The sequence below is a fragment of the Citrobacter sp. CK199 genome (assembly GCF_030333285.1).
Taxonomy (GTDB): Bacteria; Pseudomonadota; Gammaproteobacteria; order Enterobacterales; family Enterobacteriaceae; genus Citrobacter_B; species Citrobacter_B koseri.
Genome location: NZ_JAOWGF010000024.1, coordinates 646,072 through 666,837, shown reverse-complemented (window position 1 = coordinate 666,837; position 20,766 = coordinate 646,072). Strand labels below are relative to the sequence as shown.

Here is a 20,766-nt window from a genome sequence, read left to right as displayed (position 1 = left end):
CCGTCACTCCATCATCTTTTCAATTGGCAGCACCAGAATAGAGCTGGCGCCGAGCGCTTTCAGTTTTTCCATCGTTTCCCAGAACAGGGTTTCGCTGCTGACCATGTGCATGGCGACGCGCTGCTGATCGCCCGCCAGCGGCAGAATGGTTGGACGCTCTGCGCCCGGCAGTAACGCGATGACTTCTTCCAGACGCTCGCTTGGCGCATGCATCATGATGTATTTGGATTCACGCGCCTGAATAACGCCCTGAATACGGGTCAGCAGTTTGTCGATAAGCTGTTGTTTAGCTTCGGCCATTTCACCGTCACGCTGGATCAGGCAGGCTTTAGAACGGTAAATCACCTCGACTTCACGCAGACCGTTGGCTTCCAGCGTCGCTCCGGTAGACACCAGATCGCAGATGGCATCGGCCAGACCCGCACGCGGAGCGACTTCAACAGAACCGTTTAACAGACAGGATTTAAACGACACGCCTTTCTGATCCAGATAACGCTTAAGCAGGTGCGGGTAAGAGGTGGCGATGCGTTTACCGTCAAGGGAAGCCGGGCCGTCCCAGGCTTCATCGACGGCGGTGGCCAGCGAGAGGCGGCAGCCGCCGAAGTCGAGACGGCGCAGGGTGTAGTAGCGCGGGTCTTCGCCCTGCGCGCGGCGGCTCAACAGCTCTTCTTCCAGAACGTTTTCCCCGATGATCCCCAGATCGACCACGCCATCCATGACCAGGCCGGGAATATCGTCATCACGCACGCGCAGAATATCAATCGGCATATTCTCCGCCATCGCAATCAGACGCTGGGTGTGCAGGTTGATTTTAATACCGCAGCGGGCCAGTAATTCGCGTGAATCATCGCTTAAACGGCCTGATTTCTGAATAGCTATGCGTAAACGGGTGTTATCTAACATTCTTTTTTCCTCTTTATCCTGTCTGAACCGGTCTGAATCGCGCACCAAAAAAAAGCCCCCGGAAGAATGATCTTCCGGGGGCTTTCTCATGCGTTCATGCACCACTGGAAGATCTGAATGTCTTCCAGCACACATCGCCTGAAAGACTAGTCAGGATGATGGTGATGATGGTGGTGTTTAAATTGAACGCGTGTCATAAAATTCTCGATGAATGCTTATTCATTTGATGCCTTTTAACCTAAACCACTTTAGCGCTGGAAAGCAAGGGCTTTTTTTCATCATTAATTCATTTCATATTGAAGGTATGAATTGTCAGTCCCGGCGGGCTGGCGTAGCCTTAGATAAGATGGCGTTAAAGTCAGGAGAGAACGCATGAAAAAGGTCGCAATTGTCGGTTTAGGATGGTTAGGAATGCCGCTGGCGATGTCGCTGACGGCAAGAGGCTGGCAGGTTACTGGCACGAAAACCACGCAGGATGGCGTGGAAGCGGCCCGCATGAGCGGCATTGAGAGCTATCCGCTGCGCCTGGAACCTGAGCTGGTTTGCGAAACGGACGATCTTGATGCGCTGATGGATGTGGATGCTCTGGTCATTACGCTGCCCGCTCGCCGTAGCGGGCCGGGGGAAGATTTTTACCGCCAGGCAATACAGGAGGTGGTCGACAGCGCGCTGGCGTATCACGTTCCGCGTATCATTTTTACCAGTTCCACGTCAGTGTACGGCGATGTGCACGGCATTGTGAAAGAGACTACGCCGCGTAATCCCGTCACGGCGAGTGGGCGCATCCTGAAGGAACTCGAAGACTGGCTGCACAATCTGCCCGGCACCTCCGTCGATATTCTGCGTCTGTCCGGGCTGGTAGGGCCAGGACGACATCCGGGGCGTTTCTTTGCCGGTAAAACCGCGCCTGACGGTCAGCAAGGTGTGAATCTGGTCCACCTGGAAGATGTGATTGCCGCTATTACTCTGCTGTTACAGGCACCTAAAGGGGGACACATCTATAATATATGTGCGCCTTCGCATCCGGCGCGTAATGTGTTTTATCCGCAGATGGCGCGTTTGCTGGGTATGGAGCCGCCGCATTTTCTGGAAAGCCAGAGTAACGATAAAGGCAAGATTATTGATGGCAGCCGGATTTGTAATGAACTCGGGTTTGAATACCAGTATCCCGACCCGCTGGTGATGCCGATGGAGTGACGCGCCAGCAGACTACCGCCAGACACCGCAAGGGGGCGAGTATGAAACCACTGCTGGACGTTCTGATGATTCTCGATGCGTTAGAGAAAGAGGGGAGCTTTGCGGCGGCGTCGGCAAAATTGTTTAAGACGCCGTCAGCGCTCAGCTATACCGTCCATAAGCTGGAAAGCGATCTGAATATCCAACTGTTGGATCGCAGCGGGCATCGGGCTAAGTTTACCCGCACCGGTCAGATGCTGCTGGAAAAAGGCCGGGAAGTTCTGCATACCGTGCGCGAACTGGAAAAGCAGGCCATCAAACTTCACGAAGGCTGGGAGAACGAACTGGTCATCGGTGTGGACGATACGTTTCCTTTTTCTCTCCTTACTCCCCTCATTGAATCCTTCTACCAACATCACAGCGTAACGCGCCTGAAATTCATAAACGGCGTGCTGGGCGGTTCCTGGGAGGCGCTGACGCAGGGGCGGGCGGATATCATCGTTGGCGCAATGCACGATCCGCCCTACGCCAGTGGTTTCGGTTTTGCGCGTCTGGGAGAGCTTGAGCAGGTTTTTGCGATTGCCCCGCATCATCCACTGGTGCAGGAAGAAGAGCCGTTGAGTCGGCGCACAATAAAACGGTTCCGCGCGATTGTGGTCGGCGATGAGACGCATCCGGCATGTTCGGCAAGCGCGCAATTGCTTGATGATCAGGAAGCCATAACGGTTTTTGATTTTAAAACCAAACTGGAACTGCAAATCAGCGGCCTGGGATGTGGGTATTTACCGCGCTATCTGGCGCAACGCTTTCTGGACAGCGGTGCGCTTATTGAGAAGAACGTGGCGGCGCAGATCGTGTCGGAGCCGGTGTGGATGGGCTGGAACGAACAGACGGCCGGACTGGCCAGCGCGTGGTGGCGAGATAAAATTTTAGCAAATAGTGCTATTGCTGGCGTCTATACAATGGGGGATGCTGGGAAATCAAACAGTTAATAAAAAATATTTTTTGACGGGGCTCTCATTCTCTTGTCATTTCGCCTTAATTTAGTGCACAATGCGCCGCTTGCAAAAAATGACATTAACCGACGTTTTAATACGCGTCGGTTATTTTTTTGCATCAAACCAATCATTCAATAAAAGAGGCCGGGCTTCGTACCGGATAGATACTTACTAAAAACCGACAGTTGTTGTCGCTGAGGAATCCAGAAAATGGGGCAATTTTTTGCTTACGCGACGGCATTCGCCGTAAAGGGGAATGACCATGTCGCATAACGTTACTCCAAACACCTCTCGCGTGGAATTGCGTAAGACGCTTACGTTGATTCCGGTTGTAATGATGGGTCTTGCCTATATGCAGCCGATGACGCTGTTCGATACATTTGGTATCGTCTCAGGCCTCACTGACGGTCACGTTGCGACGGCGTATGCCTTTGCGCTGATCGCGATTCTTTTTACTGCGTTGAGCTACGGTAAACTGGTGCGTCGTTTCCCGTCCGCTGGCTCCGCGTACACTTACGCCCAGAAATCCATCAGCCCGACCGTAGGCTTTATGGTGGGCTGGTCATCGCTGCTGGACTACCTGTTCATGCCGATGATCAACATTCTGCTGGCGAAAATTTATTTTGAAGCGCTGGTGCCGACAGTGCCGTCGTGGATCTTTGTGGTGGCGCTGGTGGCCTTTATGACCATCTCTAACCTGCGCAGCATCAAGACCGTCGCTAACTTCAACACCCTGATTGTTATTCTGCAAATGGGGATTGTAGCGGTGATCGTCGGCCTGATTATCTACGGCGTGTCTCACGGCGAAGGTGCGGGTACGCTGGTAAGTTCCCGTCCATTCTGGTCTGAAGGCGCGCACGTTGTGCCGATGATTACCGGTGCGACAATCCTGTGCTTCTCGTTCCTCGGCTTTGACGGTATCTCTTCTCTGTCTGAAGAGACTAAAGACGCGGAGCGCGTTATTCCGCGCGCGATTTTCCTGACGGCGCTGATTGGCGGCCTGATCTTTATCGCGGCGTCTTACTTCCTGCAACTGTACTTCCCGGATATTTCGCGCTTTAAGGACCCGGATGCATCACAGCCTGAAATCATGCTGTACGTTGCGGGTAAAACCTTCCAGTGGGGCGTGCTGATTTTCTCCAGCGTGACCGTACTGGCATCCGGTATGGCGGCACATGCGGGCGTTTCCCGTCTGATGTACGTCATGGGTCGTGACGGCGTATTCCCGACGCGTTTCTTCGGCTACGTTCATCCGAAATGGCGTACTCCGGCGTGGAACGTGCTGCTGGTTGGCGCGATCGCACTGCTGGCGATTAACTTCGATCTGGTTACGGCGACGGCGCTGATCAACTTCGGTGCGCTGGTGGCGTTTACCTTCGTGAACCTCTCCGTGATTTCCCAGTTCTGGATTCGTGAGAAGCGCAACAAAACGCTGAAAGACCACTTCAACTATCTGGTTCTGCCGGTGTGCGGCGCGCTGACTGTTGGCGCACTGTGGATCAACCTGGAAGAAAGCTCAATGACTCTGGGTCTGATCTGGGCGGGTATTGGCCTGGTGTATCTGGCTTGCGTGACCAAAAGCTTCCGCAATCCGGTACCGCAGTACGAAGATATCGCACAGTAATGAAATGACCTTTCACAGGTAAAAAACCGGAGACATGTTCTCCGGTTTTTTTATGCAAAAATCTGTAGGCCGGATAAGGTCATCGGCCGTCCTTCGGCACAACGCCAACGCCTGATGGCGCTTCGCTTATCAGGCCTACGGCTGCCTATTTTTGTAGGCCGGATAAGGCGTTTACGCCGCCATCCGGCAAAAGCGACGCGTGGCTCCTCAGACAATCTCTTCTGCGTACTGCCAGAGTGATTTCAGCAATGCCAGTTTCTCTTTATCGTCAGCATATTGCTGATACAGCATCTGTAACTCTTCCGCATACCGTTGCAAAAACTCTGGCGTAAACACCTGACGACGATGCTCCAGCCAGCGTTGCTGTTCGGTTTCATCCAGCGTCCCAGGGAAGTTACGGGCGCGATAGTTGAACAGCAGTTTTTCAATCCGCTTATCGACAAACGTAATATCCAGCGCGGGCAAATTGCGCGGTTCGGTTTCCAGCACGATTTTCATGGCGGCACGATCGGCGTCGCTGAAAAAGCCATTGTATAGCTGCGCATCGACGTTTTCAGACGGCGTAAACGGCTCGGCCTCAGCGAAGATTGCCACAACCTTATCGCGTACCTGCGGATTATCGCGCAGCACTTTCAGGTTATCGAGACAGTGCTGACGGTTAATCCCCAGGCGATCGGCATCCTCCGGGCGGAGTGTATTAGCCTGAGCCAGCACCGGGCATTTATTGATGTGTACCAGTTTTACCGGAACTGAGGTGTTATCGCCGAGATCGGCTTTAGCGGTATATAACCGCTCGCGCAGGGTATCGCTGTCCAGCTCCATTAATGGCGACATATCGCCCGCCAGATCCACCATAATGACCGCATTGCGGTTTTCTGGATGCCAGGCCAGCGGCGCAACCCAGCTGGTGTTGCCGCGCCAGGCGCCAAACATACCGGAGATATGTACTAGCGGTTTCATTTGCGGCACATCGATCAACGCCGCCAGTTTATGTTTGTTGCGATGCGTGTAAAGGTAGTCAAATAGACGCGGCTGGCGCGACTTCACCAGTTGCGCCATAGCGATGGTGGCGTACACGTCTGCCATTGCATCGTGCGCGTTGGCATGTTCGATCCCGTTGGCTTTGGTCAAGTGCTCAAGGCGGAAGCTGGGCAATCCGTCGTCATTTTCCGGCCAGTTTATGCCTTCCGGGCGCAGGGCATAGCAGGCGCGCATCACATCCAGCAAATCCCAGCGCGAGTTGTCGTGCTGCCAGCTCCAGGCATAGGGATCGTAGAAGTTGCGATACAAAATGTTACGCGTGACTTCATCATCAAAACGGACATTGTTGTAGCCGACGACACAGGTTTTTGGCACGGTGAACAGCGAATGAATACGTCTGGCAAAGTCGGCTTCGTTCTCTCCTTTGTCGCGCGCTTCCTGCGGCGTAATCCCGGTGATGAGCACAGCGCCTGGCTGAGGCAGGTAATCATCGGCGGGCTTGCAGTAAAAGACTTCAGGTTCGCCAATAATATTAAAGTCGCTATCCGTGCGGATGGCGGCAAACTGTGCGGGTCTGTCCAGCGCCGGGTGAGTCCCGAAGGTTTCGTAGTCATGGAACAGGAAGGTAGGGTGCTGCTTGCCGTCATTCATTGTTCAGTTCTATCCGTTACTGTGTGTTTGCGCGGTTCTGCGCAGCAGGGTATCAAATCCTGGCGGTGTTATCAGCTTCTGAGTCGTTATTGGGAGCGTTAAGGTTACGCTGCCCGGCACGGCATAGAAAAACGTGCGTTATGTCACATTTTCTTGCAATTTATCCCTGTTTGTTTATCAGAACTTCCGTAAAAAGAACGGCAAATTATGACTTTCCTGAGGAAATAGTGTTGAAACGCCGTTTGTTTATTGCCGCTTCACTTCTCGCGATGAATCTTTCTTCCGCTCTGGCTGCCGATGTGCCAGATTTTTCTCCCCAGCCTCCGGCCATTCAGGCAGGGTCATGGGTACTTATGGATTACACCACGGGTCAAATTCTGACCGCAGGTAATGAACATCAGCGGCGTAACCCGGCCAGCCTGACCAAGCTGATGACCGGCTATGTTGTCGATCGCGCTATCGACAGCCATCGTATTAGCCCGGACGATATCGTAACCGTTGGACGTGATGCCTGGGCCAAAGACAACCCGGTGTTTGTGGGATCTTCATTAATGTTTCTGAAACAAGGGGAGCGCGTTTCGGTTCGGGATCTCAGCCGGGGGCTGATTGTTGACTCTGGAAACGATGCCTGCGTTGCGCTGGCGGATTACATTGCCGGAGGGCAACCGCAGTTCGTCGCCATGATGAATCACTACGTTGAAACCCTGAAATTGCAGGATACCCATTTTGAAACGGTACACGGACTGGATGCGCCAGGCCAGCACAGCTCAGCCTATGATCTGGCGATATTGTCCCGCGCCATTATTCACGGTGAGCCTGAGTTTTATCATATGTACAGTGAAAAGAGCCTGACATGGAACGGTATTACCCAGCAGAACCGTAACGGACTGCTGTGGGATAAAACCATGAATATCGACGGGCTGAAAACCGGCCATACCTCCGGCGCGGGTTTTAACCTGATTGCCTCCGCCGTGGACGGGCAGCGTCGTCTTATCGCCGTTGTGATGGGCGCGGAAAGCGCGAAAGGGCGCGAAGATCAGGCACGTAAGTTGTTGCAATGGGGGCAGCAAAATTTCGATACGGTACAAATTTTACGCAGTGGCAAACAGGTTGGCACGGAACGTATCTGGTACGGCGATAAAGAAAATATTGCTCTGGGCACCGAGCAGGATTTCTGGATGGCGCTGCCGAAAACTGAAATTCCGCATATTAAGGCCCGGTATGCCCTTGATAAAAAAGAACTTGAAGCCCCTATTGCCGCACATCAGCGGGTCGGTGAAATTGAGCTATACGATCGGGATAAGCTGGTGGCGCACTGGCCTCTGGTGACGCTGGAGTCTGTTGGCAAAGGCGGCGTTTTTTCCCGACTGAGCGATTACTTCCACCATAAGGCGTAACCCCCTTTTCTGACACGGCAGACTGGTAAGAGTGCGAGTCTGCTCACATACTCATCATGATTTCCTTGTGACCTTTATATGCAAAATCTTATGCTGTGTTTATATACAGTATAAGATTTGCCGGAGGGGACATCGCTTCCTTATCCGGCGCTGACTTCAATGCATTATGGAACACCGTCGACCTGATACGCGCAGCGCCATCGGGTCGACGGTGTGCTATCAGTCTCAGTGAAACTATCGGAGGCAGTATGGACTACGAAATCAGGCAGGCAGAGAAGCGTAATATCGCCGGTTTTCACATGGTCGGCCCGTGGGAAAAAACGGTGAAGCAAGGTTTTGAACAACTTATGATGTGGGTTGACGGGAATCAGGTTGTTCCGCTCGAATGGATCGCGGTTTACTACGATAATCCAGATGAGGTTCCGGCGGAAAAACTCCGCTGCGATACGGTGGTGTCTGTCCCGGATAATTTCACCATTCCGAAAAATAGCGAAGGCGTCATCCTGACGGAGATCGCCGGCGGGCAGTATGCGACAGCGGTGGCGCGCGTTGAGAATCATGATTTCGCGACGCCCTGGTATCAGTTTTTCAATAGCCTGTTACAGGACAATCACTACCAGATAGCGGCTAAACCGTGTTTTGAGGTCTATCTTAACAATGGAACGGAAGACGGGTACTGGGACATTGAAATGTATGTACCCGTACAGTCGAAATAGCCCTGTGTAAATTGTACGCAGTACCCGGCGGATAGGCGTCGTGACGGGGCAGTTTACGTGCGAGTCCTGTCCGCTCTAGTGATATTTTCGCTGCAAAAGCGGGTACAATTCGTTTTTTGGTCATTTCCAGACGGAGTGCGTGAGTGCGGGCTGATAAATCGCTGAGTCCCTTTGAAATTCGTTTATATCGCCATTATCGTGTTGTACACGGCATTCGCATTGCGCTGGCGTTTATTCTCACTTTCCTGCTGGTTCGACTGTTCAACATCCCGGAAGGCACCTGGCCGCTGATCACACTGGTCGTCATTATGGGGCCGATCTCCTTTTGGGGGAACGTGGTTCCCCGTGCGTTTGAGCGCATTGGCGGCACGATTCTGGGGTCGGTATTAGGTCTTGTAGCGTTACGTCTGGAGCTTTTTTCCCTCCCGCTGATGTTGATCTGGTGCGCTGCGGCAATGTTCTTGTGCGGTTGGCTGGCGTTAGGGAAAAAGCCGTATCAGGCTCTGTTGATCGGCATCACGCTCGCCGTGGTGGTAGGTGCGCCGGCAGGCGACATGAACACGGCATTGTGGCGCGGCGGGGATGTTATTTTAGGTTCGCTGCTGGCGATGCTGTTTACCGGCATCTGGCCGCAACGCGCGTTTTTACACTGGCGCATTCAGATGGCGCATTGTGTGACGGCGTACAATCGGGTCTATCAGGCCGCGTTGTCGCCCAATTTGTTAGAGCGTCCCCGGCTGGAGAAACATTTACAGAAACTGCTGAGCGACGTCGTCAAAATGCGTGGGCTGATTACGCCAGCCAGTAAAGAAACCCGCATTCAAAAGTCGATATTCGAAGCGATTCAAACCGTGAACCGCAATCTGGTCTGTATGCTTGAGCTGCAAATTAATGCGCACTGGGCATCTCGTGCCAGCCATTTTGTGATGCTGAATGCGCATACGCTGCGCGAAACGCAGCAAATGACGCAGCAAACGTTGCTCACCATCGCCCATGCGCTGTTCGAAGGCAACCCACAACCGGTACTGGCAAACACGGAAAAACTCAATGAGATTGTCGCGGAGCTGCGCCAGTTGATAAACGAGCATCATGGCAATACCGTGGCTGAAACGCCTATTCATGGCTATGTTTGGCTAAGTATGGAGACGGCGCGGCAACTGGAGCTGCTCTCCCATTTGATCTGCCGGGCATTGCGCAAATAAAAAGCAGATGACGCTCGTGATTCGGCTGCTGCTTCGATTCAGCACCGATTAAGGGTATGATACTGAAAAAGGATAAAACCATTGTCATCTGCAACGGCTAAAAGTAATGTTTACCCTAACGTATAGCGGTTGCTTAAACGAATCCGAATCTCACATTATCAGGGGTGTAAAAATGGAAACCAACAAGCCTTCTTTCCAGGACGTACTGGAATTTGTTCGTCTGTTCCGTCGTAAGAACAAACTGCAACGTGAAATCCAGGACGTTGAGAAAAAGATCCGTGACAACCAGAAGCGTGTTCTGCTGCTGGACAACCTGAGCGATTACATCAAGCCAGGTATGAGCGTTGAAGCGATCCAGGGCATCATCGCCAGCATGAAGAGCGACTATGAGGACCGCGTTGATGATTACATCATCAAAAACGCAGAAATTTCTAAAGAACGCCGCGACATTTCTAAAAAGCTGAAAGCGATGGGCGAAATGAAAAACGGCGACGCAAAAGCAGAGTAACAGCCTGTGGCAGTGGGGAACGCCGCGTGTTCCTCACTGCAATTCAACCCCGCCAGTGACCATCTTCAGCAAATGCTGATCGGGCCAGTGTTCCGTCAGTTTTCGTTGTGCGAGTTCCCACTTAATATGGTCAACGTCATGGCGCTGCCTGTCCAGCATCAGCCCGACAACGCTCCCGCTGTGCGCCACATTCAGACCGTATAAATCACATGTTTCCACCAGCGCCAGCAGGGCATCAAAGCCTGGCTTTGGTAACAGTTGTTGGCTGGCGATAGCGCTGAGCGTGGCGGCTTCCCCCATCCGACGAGGGTTTTGCGTTATGCAGGCTTCCTGCACTCTCTCCCATGCCTGCTGCAACATCGCCGCCCCCGCATGCAGACGTTCCAGTCGGGGGATGCGGTGATAATCCGCCGTGCGCAACGTTATTGGGCTTTCGAGGACTAAAAGATCAAGCTGTGGCTGCGCTTCACAAGCCATTTGCGTAGAAGCATCATTGTGATCGAAAAGCGTCAGTTGACGGAAAATGGTGCTGTCGGTGGGTTCAAGCGAAACACACAGATGTGCAAGCGTGGGTTCATCCAGCGTATGCCCCAGATGGTGTGCGGTTGCGACCGCCGTTGCCGCGATATCTGCGGTACTGCTGGCCATCCCTTTGGCGACGGGAATGGTGGAATGCACTGCGATCCGAATTTCCTGGCTCCACTGCGCAGGGTAGCGCCAGTATTCCAGTAGCCGATTGACCATTGCGCGTGAAAGGGGGCGCTCATTCGCAAGGGGAGCGCCCGAGCTTACTTCCACGGTGCTGTACCATTCGACAGGGCAGGAGACCAGTTTCTCACTGCCCAGAATCCAGCCCTGGATAAGTTCTCCGCATGACGCGGGGCATTGCGCAACAGCCACGTTTTCACCTTTCTGGTCAGCAATCCTCGGCGCATAGTGTCACGGCGATTGCGCTATTACCATGATTTTCCGCAAGTTGCAGTCGGGCAAAATCAGGCGGAAACGTCAAATGTGACCTTGTCACTTAACGCAATCCGCATCACATCTTGTGCGATCATAAGCTCTTCATTGGTATTAATGACCGCCACTTTCACCACTGCGTTTTCTGCCTGAATAAACGTAGCGTTGCGCAGGTTTTTTTCCTCATCAATACTCAGCCCCAGGAAATGCAGATTATGGCAGACTGCCGCTCTGGCACGGGCGGAGTTTTCGCCGATTCCACCGGTAAAAATGAGCGCATCCAGACCGCCCATTTGCATGATATAACTGCCGATTGTCGCGCGAATGCGCTCAGCGAATAGCGTAAGCGCAAGCGCCGCCCGGCGATTTCCGCCATCGGCGGCCTGCTCAACGTCGCGGTAATCATGCGAAACGCCGGAAATGCCCAGCAGCCCCGACTCATTGTTTAATAAATAATTAAGCTGCTGGGGCGTCTTCCCTTCACGTTCTGCAATCCAGGGCAGAATGGAGGGATCGATGTCTCCGCTACGGGTTCCCATCATCACGCCCGATTGCGGCGTAAATCCCATTGATGTATTGACGGATTGCCCCCCTTTGATAGCGCAAATGCTGCTGCCATTACCCAGATGGCAGCAAATAACGCGTAAGGCGCTGAGCGGGACGCCCAGTCTTTCAGCTAATGCCGTGCTGACATATTTATGGCTGGTACCGTGAAAACCATAGCGGCGAATACCCAGCTCGGCGTAATAACGCCAGGGCAGAGGGTAAATATAGGCCGACTCGTCCAGCGTCTGATGAAAGGCGGTATCGAATACGGCCACAGAAGGCGTTGAGGGTAACAACTGGCGAAAAATATGAATACCGAGCACGTTAACCGGGTTATGCAACGGGGCCAGTTCGGCAAGACGCTCAATTTGAGCGAGCGTTTCATCGGTCACACGCGCCGAATCCTTAAAGAACTCTCCGCCGTGCGCCACGCGATGACCCACGCCGTCAATATCCTGTAAGGTATTAATGATGTGATGACTGAGGAGCTTATCCAGCAGCAGGGTAACGGCTTCGCGGTGATCGGCGATGGGGGTCGTTTCCTGCCATTTTTGCGCGGATGTTTTCATTGTGACTCTGGCGTTCGCCATTCCGATACGTTCGATTAATCCCTGGCAGATCATTTCGCCCTGCGGCATTGCCAGCAACTGGAATTTTAGCGACGAGCTACCGGCGTTAATCGCCATTATTTTGTGAGACATAAGGGTTCCTTAGCACTCAGAAAAACAAACATTTCATCAATCCCGGATTTCATCAGCGCGCTGGTGACAAAAATTTTCTGCGCACCGGCTTGAATCAGCCAGTTCTCCACGCATGAGATACGTGACGAATCCGCCAAATCAGATTTGGTGACGATCCCGATAACGGGTCTGTTCATTGGGCCGGTAAAACCGGGGGAGAAGGGCGACCACGGCGCATCGGCATTAAGAACCAGCGCGATAATGTCGGCTTCACAGGCGCTTGCCAGCAGCGCGCTATACAGACAGCGGTTCTCCAGATATTCGCCCGGCGTATCGATTGTGCCGGGCGACCAGACAATAGCCTGTGTTTTCTGGTAATGAAGCGCTTCGCCGTTCAGACTCTGTGTAAGAGAGGTTTTCCCGCACTGGCTGGGGCCGATTAACATAATGCGTTTCATGGCGTTATGTCCGGGTAATTGGGCAGGCGGTAAAACGCATCATTTCTCCCAATGTTCTGGTCACCTGATTTAACGCATACTCGACGGCTGAGACATCGCCGGTCAGCACGACGGCCCCGGTGAAACGGTCAAGAAAACCAATCTCGACCGCGCCGGATTTGGTGGCGATATCGCAGGCAATAATCGAGGCTTCACTGGGCGTAATGGTCAGGATCCCAATAGCGGACACCGCATCCGGCAGACCCAGTTTTTTAAAGAGATCTTTGCCTGGGTTAGCAATCAGATGCGCCAGCGTCACCTGTTTCCCGGGAACATACTCCTGAATCATGCGTTCCGTTGTCGGTTGCTTTTCCATCATCCCTCCACGATCTGTCGCCACATGGCTTCATGCGGACGGGGGATCACGGCGCGGTAAACCAGCAGTCCTTTTTCGCCTGCGCTTTCACTGGCTACCGTAACGGCGTTGTTGACATCGGAGACATCGCCTGCCACCACCATGTAACATTTTCCGCCAATACCGAACGCCATATGGACACGCACCAGCGTCACGTTGGAGGCTTTAACGGCGCGATCGGCGGCACTGATACAGGCTGCTACGCTCCAGGTTTCCACGATCCCTACGGCCTGACGTTGATCAACGCTGTTCAATCCGCTGACCGCAGGCAGTACGCTGGCATGAATATTCGGCAGCACCAGACTATCCACGAGCATGTCTGCGGCCAGCGATGTGCCCGTTTCGATGGCCTGCTGTACCGCACCGACATCGCCGCCCAGCATCAGTAAAAATTTACCCGGACAGATTGTTTTACTGACCAGTAAATTGACGCTGGCGCTTTTCAGCATGGCATCGCCTGCTTCCATTCCTTTAGCGATGCTGGTGAGTTCTAAAATACCTATAGCCTGAGACATGGTTAACCTCTTACAACCGTGATGGCGTGTTCAGTAATGTCGCTGACAATGCCGTCAATACTGGCGTGAACGGGAGCGCCTAACGCGCCAGATGGCATATCGGCGACACACTGTCCACGGACAACGCGTTCACCTTTTTGCACGCAGGGCACGGCGCTGGCGCCAATATGCTGACGCAAGAGCAGCGTCGTTTTGTCTGCTGAAGGGGCGACGTCCGTTAACGGCGCGTCGTGATACCAGTCGCTGAGCCCCAGTTTGGTAATCAATCGCTTAATCGGCACCAGCCGATATTTCGCCATTTCATCGGCGGGATTCAGCGGGCCTTCGTAACGGAGGTTTTGCGCCCGTAGCTCACGTTTCAGCATACGGTTAATGCGCATGGGGGAGATCCCCACCGGGCATGCCACGCTTTCGCAAACATTGCATTCTGAACACGTCAGCGCGCTAAGCAGGAGTTGCGGTGTCGCAGCCTGTTGATAGTTCACCGCGCGTACCAGTAAATGGGGAGATAACTCATGGCCGATCAAATGCCTGGGGCATAAATCAGTACATAACCGGCATTGCTCGCAAACGGTTCTTGCGACAGACAAAACGGTGCGTTCATCCTGCATTCGCCGCTGAATCAAGGGATGGGTTTTTGGTAACACCAACAGGCCGCCGGTGGTCTTTGTCACCGGTGAATCCAGCGATGTCACCAGGCTTCCCATCATGGGGCCGCCGTTAATCAATCCGGGGTCATCAACGGTGGCGCCGCCTGCAAGCGCTAAAACGTCGCGTAAAGACATACCGACAGGGACGGTGACGGTCAGCGGCCTTGCAACCGCGCCGTTAACGGTAAGAGTGCGGCGCGTTACGGGATACTGTTGTTCTACCGCACGGGCGATATTCAGTACGGTCTGAACATTATTGACCACCACGCCGACGCTCACCGGTAACGCCGCAGGCGGAACGCGTCGGCCTGTCGCCATCCAGATGGTCAGCACTTCGTCCCCGGCCGGGTAGACATCCGGTAAAATATGCAGCCTGATACTGGAAGGTAGCAGGGGGGTTAATGCCTCAATCGCATCGCGGTATTTTTCTTTTAACGCAATAATTCCCTCGCGTGCGCCGGTTGCCTTCATGGCGTACTGCACGCCGCGAATCAGGCGCGCGGGCTGCTGCGCCATTAATTGCTGATCAACCTTGAGCATCGGTTCACATTCAGCAGCATTAACCAAAAAGATCTCAACCTGCGCCTGTAGTTTGACGTGGGCGGGAAAACCCGCCCCCCCGGCGCCAACCACGCCCGCAGCACGTACTCGATCGCGTATGGTTTGCGCATCATAGCTATCCTGTTCAATGGCGCTGACGGTATTCATGACAACGCCTCAAGAAGTTCCCGGATCGCGCTGGCATCGGCGGTACGCGGGTTGGTTCTTAACGTCACATCAGCCAGCGCCGCCTGAACCATGATCGGGATTCGTTGTGAATACGCCTGTCGTCCCTCTTTAAGCGCCTGGGCGAATGAAGGGATTGCACACTGTGTTTTGAGCTGCTCAATCTGATGAATCAGCGCATTGAGGCATGACGTCTCGTTTGCGCTGGCGGGGCAGAGTTGACAGGCTTTCGCGAGTCTTGCGTATCGTTTTGCCGCCCGAGGATCGTGGGCGTTAAAGCGGATGACCGATGTCAGCAGCAGCGCATTGGCAAGCCCGTGCGGCAGATGAAACTGGCCGCCTAACTGATGGGCAATAGCATGGTTCAGCCCCAGTCCAGCTTGGCTAAACGCCATTCCCGCCAGCGTTGAGGCGTTGTGCATCTTCCCACGGGTAGCCAGACAATCCCCTTTCCTGACCGCAACGGGCAGATACTGAAAGACGATTTGCGCGGCTTTTTCCGCCAGCGCGTCAGTGAAGTCGCTGGCGTGCGGAGACACATATGCTTCAAGCGCATGCGTCAGGACGTCCATCCCCGTGTTGGCGGTAATATTTGCCGGAACGGTGACAACCAGCGTCGGGTCGAGAATAGCCATATCTGGATACAACGCTTTATTAAATAACGGATATTTAATGCCCTTTTCTGGATCGCTAATGACGCATGCGCTGGTGACTTCGGAACCGGTGCCACTGGTGGTGGGAATTGCAACACAGGTTTCAATTTCGATGCCGAACTGACGGCTGAACCAGACGATGGCTTTTGCCGCGTCGAGCGCCGATCCCCCGCCAAAGCCGATGACCACATCCGGTCGCAGGGCATGCATTTGCGCAATACCTTGCACTACCGTACCGATGGTAGGGTCCGGGGTGATGTCGCTGAATATGCTGATGCGATTATCCGTTGGAAGGGCGTCGCGCAGCGTATTGATCAGCGGTGATTGCGCCAGAAATCCATCACAGATAATCCAGATATGCCGGTTTGTAAAACGCGTCAGCACATCCAGACTTCCTCTGCCACTGTACAATCGGGTTGGTAGTGAAAACGTATTCATAACGACCTCATTAGCGAATTGAAAAGCCGTTGGTCAGTACGCAGCGACGGGAACGGGCAAATGTGCGTGCCGAGGTTGTCCCTTCGCCGGTCGGGGTGGCGATGGTAAAGGTGGTAAACCCTTCGCCGCCAACGCCGATACCGGCATAGGAAGGGCCGTTTTTCACAAAAATAGAGGTCTGTAAGGTGCGCGCCGCCAGATTCAGGCGAGAGACATTCTGCGAGTGCATAATGGCGGTATGGTGCAGGCCTTCTTCAACTTTCAGCGCCAGTGCCAGCGCGCTGTCGAAATTATCGACCTTCACGACGGGTAGCATTGGCATCAACTGTTCGTTGGTTACCCACGGATCGTCGGCACTGACGATACCGATAAGCAAACGCGGCGGTTTTGCGGGAACGGCAATACCGGCGGCTTCCAGCATGGCGGCCGGGCTTTTCCCGACCAGTTTTTTATTCGCGTGACCTTCCGGGAGGCAGACGGCGCGTAATTTATCGATATCCGCAGCGTTTAACAGCAATGCGCCGAAAGCCTGCATTTGCTGAACCAGGCGCTCAGCGACACTCTCTACGACAATCAGACTTTTTTCTGCGATACAGGGCAGGTTGTAATCGAACGCTGCGCCGTTGATGATATCTTCGGCCGCTTTGACGATATCGGCGGTCTCATCAACGATACAGGGCGGATTGCCCGCCCCGGCGCCAATGACCTTTTTACCGCTTTTCATTCCCATCGCAACAATGCCGGGGCCGCCAGTAATAGCCAGCACCGCAATATTGGGATGCGCCATCATTTGCTGGGTTGCCTCAAAAGTCGGTTCTGCGACGGTGACGACCAGATTACGGATGCCGCAGCAGCGGAAAGCGATATCTTCGATCATGCCGATCAATTTGAGTGAGACGTTCTTCGCGCCAGGATGCGGGCTGAAATAAACGCTGTTGCCCGCAGCCAGCATACTGATGCTGTTGTTAATAATGGTTTCGGTAGGGTTGGTGCTGGGCGCGACGGAACCAATGACGCCGAACGGTGAATATTCAAACAGCACCATGCCGCCATCGCCGGTGAGGGCCGTGGTTGTCAAATCCTCAATGCCTGGCGTGTTATCCAGCGCGGCTTTGTTTTTAAGGAATTTATCTTCTTTGTTTCCCATCCCCGTTTCCGCTGCGCTCTCCGCCGCCAGCGTGGCAAGATGCGGCGTAAGCTCCTGGCGCAGGGCGCTGATAATGGCGCTGCGCGTTTTGAGCGGACACTGCTGATAACGTAAGAAAGCCTGATGCGCCGCGTCTATCGCTTCGCCGACGGACTGAAAAATACCGTGTCCTTGCGTTTCGGCCTGCGCAGGCGCCAACTGTTCGCTTAAAATATTACGGATGAGGGTTTCCAGTTCAGAAGTATTCATTGATGTGTTCTCACGTTAATTGCCGCTATGGCGGCTTGTGCAATATCCATGTCCTGTTCAACGCTCCCGCCGCTGATGCCAAGACCCCCAATGAGCAGACCATCACGCCATAACGCGAATCCGCCGCCAAAAGTGACGACTTTCCCCTGCATATGGCTTTCCAGACCGTAGAGCGAAGCGCCCGGCTGAACGGCGCAGGCCAGTTCGTGGGTGGCTGTTTTCATGGCGACGGCGGTCCAGGCTTTTTTCGGCGCCAGTTCACTGCTCACCAGCAGAGCGTCCGGCATACGCCAGGTCACGGTTTCGGTGCCGTTGGCATCCACAATGCTGACGACCACAGGGACCTGAAGCGCCTCCGCCCGCGCCACCGCTGAACGAGTTAACTGATGAAGCTCGTGAAAAGAGAGGGCCATAGAGGACTCCTTGACGACAGAGGCCGGGGTTGAGGCCAGGTAGCGCTCAGTGACCTCCCGAATGATGTTGTTCTGATGAGCGTCATGATCTTCGGCGCGCGCCAGCGCATACAGGCAATCAGATAAGCGGTTGATGTAGCGCATCAGGACGTGCCTGACGCTGGCGGTTGCCGACAGCTCGACCAGACGTCTTTCAGCCCGGCGGGCAAGCGTGCGGGCAAAGTGCAGGCGACTCGCGGCTTCGCAACGGCCAGGTAAAATAAAACTGTGTAAAGGCGTAACGCGTCCCATCGCGGTATCAATAGCCGCTTCAAGCGCGGCAATATCTTCCGCGCTGATATAGCGCTGCTCCGGCGACGGCTGCTCGCTTTCGCTGGCGAGTTCGGCGCTAAACCAGAATATCTGCATCTGAATAGATTCGAGCAACGTGCGGTGTTGCGCGCTGGTTGTGGCGCAAACGCATAAACTTAGCGCTGCATTGAGTTCATCCAGCGTGCCGTAGGTTTCGACGCGTGGATGTGTTTTACTGACCCGTTGGCCGGTAAATAAGGCCGTAGTGCCGGAATCTCCTGTTCGGGTATAAATCGCCATCATCCGCTCCTTAATGAGAAAGCGTGTCTACGATGCCGACAATGGCCAGATCGATGGCCTCGTTCGGGCTGGAAAAAACATGTCTGGCGCTGGAGCCGCTGCTGAGTAAAACCAGTTCACCCACGCCAGCACCGACGGAATCGACGGCAACCTCATCTCCGGTAATAGGCGAGTCGGGAAGCTCTCCATCGGCACTTACCCGACGTACCAGCAAAAGTTTTTTCCCAACCAGAGAGGGCGATTTTTGCGTGGATACCACCGCGCCTGTGACTCGTGCCAGATGCATGGTTCACTCCTGCTTAATAAGTTGAATATTCCGCGCGCTGGCGGCTTCACGGGCCAGAGCGGTGACGACACAGCGACGACGCAGCACCAGTAATTGCCCCGCGAGTAGGGCGACGTCGGCGTAACTCAAAAGAGTGGTCGGATGCAGGCAGATTGTTTGCCCTCGTTCATCGACCAGCCTGATGGGCAGACGCGCCAGCTTTTTCACCGGCAGCGACGGCAACAGGCGATGGTGCAGGGATATCTGTAGACGAATACCTGATGCCAGTGCGTCATGGACTTTCTTCGCTACAGGGTCGTCAGCATCCTGCTCTGCGATATACGTCAGCGAAGGCAGGTCCGCCTGCACAATATGCAGCGCCGCATACTGACAAAACAGCGCGCGGGAATCGGCCTCCCGCAGTTGCGAAATACTGAGCGTGGCCGTGCTTTCCGCCCGACGCTGCAAGCGGGAGATGACCTCCTCAATAATGCGCTGCAACATCTCGCCGTTCATCGCGGTGTAACCAGAGTGGCAAACGCGTCCGGGCTGTCGGCGCCTGCGGCATTGGCTTCGTCGGTGTCGATATGCATTTCAAGACGCATATCCGCAGAGACGCGAATCGCGACGTTGTCGAAAATTAGCCTGCGCGCATTGCCTTCAATAGCGACAGAGACTTTGTCGCCATGCGCAACGCGAAATATCAACGCATCAAGCGGTGACATATGAATGTGGCGTTGGGCGACAATCACGCCGGATGCGAGATCCAGCTCGGCGAAGGGGCTGACAAGACGAATGCCTGGCGTTCCTTTAAGGTCTCCCGACATGCGCAGCGGCGCAGCGATGCCCAATGTTCTGGCATCGGTGCGGGAAATCTCAACCTGGCTGGTACGGCGAAGGGGGCCGAGCAGACGCACATTCTTTAGCTGACCTTTAGGGCCAATAAGCGTGACGGTCTGGTCGGCCGCATATTGCCCAGGCTGGAGCAGCGCTTTTTTCTCGCTGATTGGCTGACCAGGGAAAAGCCGGGCATAGTCTTCAGCGCTAAGATGGATATGACGGTTGGAAACACCCAGAGGAATAGGGCGCTCACGCATTTCATCCAGCACTTTGCTGACGGTTGTTTCCAGAAGCTGTTTATCCATTACGCTTTACCTCACTTACCTGAATGCAGACAGAGTGACCGGGGCTCGCCTTTTTGCCGCTTACAGGCAGGGTCAAGACAGAGATTGCAACTGACCATTCCGGCTTCGGGTTCTGCTTCCGGTACTGACTCTTCTACAACCACGACGTCAGGTTCAGATTCAGGTTCTGTTTCAGGTTCAGGGGCTGGCATGGGCGCGGGCGGAATAACCGTCGCGCGGGAAAGAATCCCCTCCCCAGGCCTGGCGATAACTTTATGGGCGATCAGCCCTTGCTGTTGATCGGCAAAACTGGCACCGGTGATGATGGCGGACTGCACGGAGGCCACATCACCGGTGATTTTGATCACCGTCCAGCCAGAACCGTTGGTTCTCTCAAGCCCCACCAGCGTGATGGAAGCGGCTTTCGCCATGACATCCGCGCAACTGATGGCTAATGCCAGACCACTAACTTCAAGTAATCCCAGTGATTGCTTCACGCTGTGCTCCTTGGTTGCGGCCGTTTAGGCTGACTTGGGTAAAATGGCCTCAACGTCGCTGTGCGGACGTGGAATAACGTGGCAAGATTTCACCTCGCCCACGGCGCTTGCTGCGGCGCTTCCCGCATCGACTGCCGCTTTAACCGCGCCAACATCACCGCGAACCATAACGGTGACCAGGCCGGAGCCGATTTTTTCATAGCCCACCAGTTGCACGTTGGCGGACTTCACCATGGCGTCAGCGGCTTCGATAGCGCCGACTAACCCTTTTGTTTCAACCAGTCCCAGTGCGTTGTTCATACTG

At 54.3% G+C, this 20,766-nt stretch carries 24 protein-coding genes, 2 pseudogenes and 1 other annotated feature; of the genes and pseudogenes, 9 read left to right on the top strand and 17 right to left on the bottom strand.

From position 1 onward, the window contains the following. Nucleotides 1-3: 3 nt before the first annotated feature. Complete coding sequence (hisG, locus tag OGX75_RS07305; protein ID WP_024130200.1) at nt 4-903, bottom strand: ATP phosphoribosyltransferase; 900 nt, start codon at nt 901-903, stop codon at nt 4-6. Between the two features lie 46 nt (nt 904-949). Beyond that, nucleotides 950-1,074 (bottom strand) — a sequence feature (His leader region). Further along, complete coding sequence (gene hisL / locus OGX75_RS07300) at nt 1,050-1,100, bottom strand: his operon leader peptide (protein WP_001364200.1); 51 nt, start codon at nt 1,098-1,100, stop codon at nt 1,050-1,052. (Overlaps the previous feature by 25 nt.) A 175-nt stretch (nt 1,101-1,275) precedes the next feature. On the opposite strand from hisL, the gene OGX75_RS07295 reads away from it, so the two are divergent. The 5 genes and pseudogenes from OGX75_RS07295 to OGX75_RS21275 all read left to right on the top strand — a co-directional run. After that, nucleotides 1,276-2,100 (top strand): SDR family oxidoreductase, encoded by an 825-nt coding sequence (locus tag OGX75_RS07295; protein ID WP_049009132.1) that lies wholly within the window; start codon nt 1,276-1,278, stop codon nt 2,098-2,100. Between the two features lie 41 nt (nt 2,101-2,141). Then, nucleotides 2,142-3,126 (top strand): annotated as a pseudogene (locus OGX75_RS07290) (LysR family transcriptional regulator). Between the two features lie 161 nt (nt 3,127-3,287). Beyond that, nucleotides 3,288-3,350: a membrane protein YoeI gene (yoeI, locus tag OGX75_RS07285; protein ID WP_099433339.1), complete on the top strand. Its 63-nt coding sequence runs from the start codon at nt 3,288-3,290 to the stop codon at nt 3,348-3,350. After that, nucleotides 3,340-4,701, top strand: a complete 1,362-nt coding sequence (locus OGX75_RS07280; protein ID WP_024130202.1) for an APC family permease — start codon at nt 3,340-3,342, stop codon at nt 4,699-4,701. The genes yoeI and OGX75_RS07280 overlap by 11 nt, the downstream gene beginning before the upstream one ends. Nucleotides 4,702-4,811: 110 nt before the next feature. Further along, nucleotides 4,812-4,895: pseudogene (locus tag OGX75_RS21275) on the top strand (hypothetical protein); the annotation flags it as partial. Between the two features lie 13 nt (nt 4,896-4,908). On the opposite strand, the gene sbcB reads toward OGX75_RS21275, so the two are convergent. Next, entirely contained in the window at nt 4,909-6,333 is a 1,425-nt protein-coding gene (sbcB, locus tag OGX75_RS07275; RefSeq protein ID WP_286451227.1) for an exodeoxyribonuclease I, read from the bottom strand. Between the two features lie 224 nt (nt 6,334-6,557). Here sbcB and dacD point away from each other — a divergent pair, with 224 nt between their 5' ends. From dacD to OGX75_RS07255, 4 genes are all read left to right on the top strand, one after another. Next, nucleotides 6,558-7,730, top strand: coding sequence for a serine-type D-Ala-D-Ala carboxypeptidase DacD (gene dacD, locus OGX75_RS07270; protein ID WP_286451343.1), 1,173 nt, complete (start codon nt 6,558-6,560; stop codon nt 7,728-7,730). A gap of 248 nt (nt 7,731-7,978) precedes the next feature. Continuing rightward, nucleotides 7,979-8,446, top strand: coding sequence for a DNA gyrase inhibitor SbmC (gene sbmC / locus OGX75_RS07265; protein WP_012131750.1), 468 nt, complete (start codon nt 7,979-7,981; stop codon nt 8,444-8,446). Between the two features lie 143 nt (nt 8,447-8,589). Then, nucleotides 8,590-9,648: an FUSC family protein gene (locus OGX75_RS07260; RefSeq protein WP_012131751.1), complete on the top strand. Its 1,059-nt coding sequence runs from the start codon at nt 8,590-8,592 to the stop codon at nt 9,646-9,648. Between the two features lie 172 nt (nt 9,649-9,820). Continuing rightward, nucleotides 9,821-10,156, top strand: coding sequence for a DUF496 family protein (locus OGX75_RS07255; RefSeq protein ID WP_024130204.1), 336 nt, complete (start codon nt 9,821-9,823; stop codon nt 10,154-10,156). Nucleotides 10,157-10,189: 33 nt separating this feature from the next. Here the strand turns inward: OGX75_RS07255 and OGX75_RS07250 are convergent, their stop codons facing one another. From OGX75_RS07250 to pduJ, 14 genes are all read right to left on the bottom strand, one after another. Then, entirely contained in the window at nt 10,190-11,056 is an 867-nt protein-coding gene (locus tag OGX75_RS07250) for an L-threonine kinase (protein WP_286451228.1), read from the bottom strand. Nucleotides 11,057-11,148: 92 nt separating this feature from the next. After that, on the bottom strand, nt 11,149-12,363 hold the full coding sequence (locus tag OGX75_RS07245) for an acetate/propionate family kinase (protein ID WP_286451229.1): 1,215 nt from the start codon (nt 12,361-12,363) through the stop codon (nt 11,149-11,151). Further along, entirely contained in the window at nt 12,348-12,800 is a 453-nt protein-coding gene (gene pduV, locus OGX75_RS07240; protein ID WP_012131755.1) for a EutP/PduV family microcompartment system protein, read from the bottom strand. Before pduV ends, OGX75_RS07245 begins: the two co-directional genes overlap by 16 nt. 4 nt (nt 12,801-12,804) lie before the next feature. Beyond that, entirely contained in the window at nt 12,805-13,155 is a 351-nt protein-coding gene (gene pduU / locus OGX75_RS07235; RefSeq protein WP_047462685.1) for a propanediol utilization microcompartment protein PduU, read from the bottom strand. Then, a complete protein-coding gene (gene pduT / locus OGX75_RS07230) occupies nt 13,155-13,709 on the bottom strand; it encodes a propanediol utilization microcompartment protein PduT (protein WP_012131757.1) in 555 nt (184 codons plus the stop codon). Before pduT ends, pduU begins: the two co-directional genes overlap by 1 nt. A 2-nt stretch (nt 13,710-13,711) precedes the next feature. Further along, nucleotides 13,712-15,067: a 4Fe-4S dicluster domain-containing protein gene (locus tag OGX75_RS07225; protein WP_112001945.1), complete on the bottom strand. Its 1,356-nt coding sequence runs from the start codon at nt 15,065-15,067 to the stop codon at nt 13,712-13,714. Continuing rightward, the gene (locus tag OGX75_RS07220; protein ID WP_047462690.1) at nt 15,064-16,176 is read right to left on the bottom strand and encodes a 1-propanol dehydrogenase PduQ; all 1,113 of its coding nucleotides are present in this window, start codon (nt 16,174-16,176) and stop codon (nt 15,064-15,066) included. Before OGX75_RS07220 ends, OGX75_RS07225 begins: the two co-directional genes overlap by 4 nt. Before the next feature lie 10 nt (nt 16,177-16,186). Continuing rightward, the gene (pduP, locus tag OGX75_RS07215) at nt 16,187-17,572 is read right to left on the bottom strand and encodes a CoA-acylating propionaldehyde dehydrogenase PduP (RefSeq protein ID WP_286451230.1); all 1,386 of its coding nucleotides are present in this window, start codon (nt 17,570-17,572) and stop codon (nt 16,187-16,189) included. Next, nucleotides 17,569-18,576: a two-domain cob(I)yrinic acid a,c-diamide adenosyltransferase PduO gene (pduO, locus tag OGX75_RS07210; RefSeq protein ID WP_286451231.1), complete on the bottom strand. Its 1,008-nt coding sequence runs from the start codon at nt 18,574-18,576 to the stop codon at nt 17,569-17,571. Before pduO ends, pduP begins: the two co-directional genes overlap by 4 nt. A 10-nt stretch (nt 18,577-18,586) precedes the next feature. Further along, nucleotides 18,587-18,862, bottom strand: coding sequence for a EutN/CcmL family microcompartment protein (locus tag OGX75_RS07205; protein ID WP_012131762.1), 276 nt, complete (start codon nt 18,860-18,862; stop codon nt 18,587-18,589). 3 nt (nt 18,863-18,865) lie between these two features. Continuing rightward, nucleotides 18,866-19,357: a microcompartment protein PduM gene (gene pduM / locus OGX75_RS07200; RefSeq protein WP_047462698.1), complete on the bottom strand. Its 492-nt coding sequence runs from the start codon at nt 19,355-19,357 to the stop codon at nt 18,866-18,868. Continuing rightward, on the bottom strand, nt 19,354-19,986 hold the full coding sequence (locus OGX75_RS07195) for a phosphate propanoyltransferase (RefSeq protein ID WP_012131764.1): 633 nt from the start codon (nt 19,984-19,986) through the stop codon (nt 19,354-19,356). The genes pduM and OGX75_RS07195 overlap by 4 nt, the downstream gene beginning before the upstream one ends. Before the next feature lie 11 nt (nt 19,987-19,997). Then, the gene (locus OGX75_RS07190) at nt 19,998-20,462 is read right to left on the bottom strand and encodes a BMC domain-containing protein (RefSeq protein ID WP_047462701.1); all 465 of its coding nucleotides are present in this window, start codon (nt 20,460-20,462) and stop codon (nt 19,998-20,000) included. 24 nt (nt 20,463-20,486) lie between these two features. Beyond that, nucleotides 20,487-20,762 (bottom strand): propanediol utilization microcompartment protein PduJ, encoded by a 276-nt coding sequence (pduJ, locus tag OGX75_RS07185; protein ID WP_004853788.1) that lies wholly within the window; start codon nt 20,760-20,762, stop codon nt 20,487-20,489. Nucleotides 20,763-20,766: the final 4 nt, after the last annotated feature.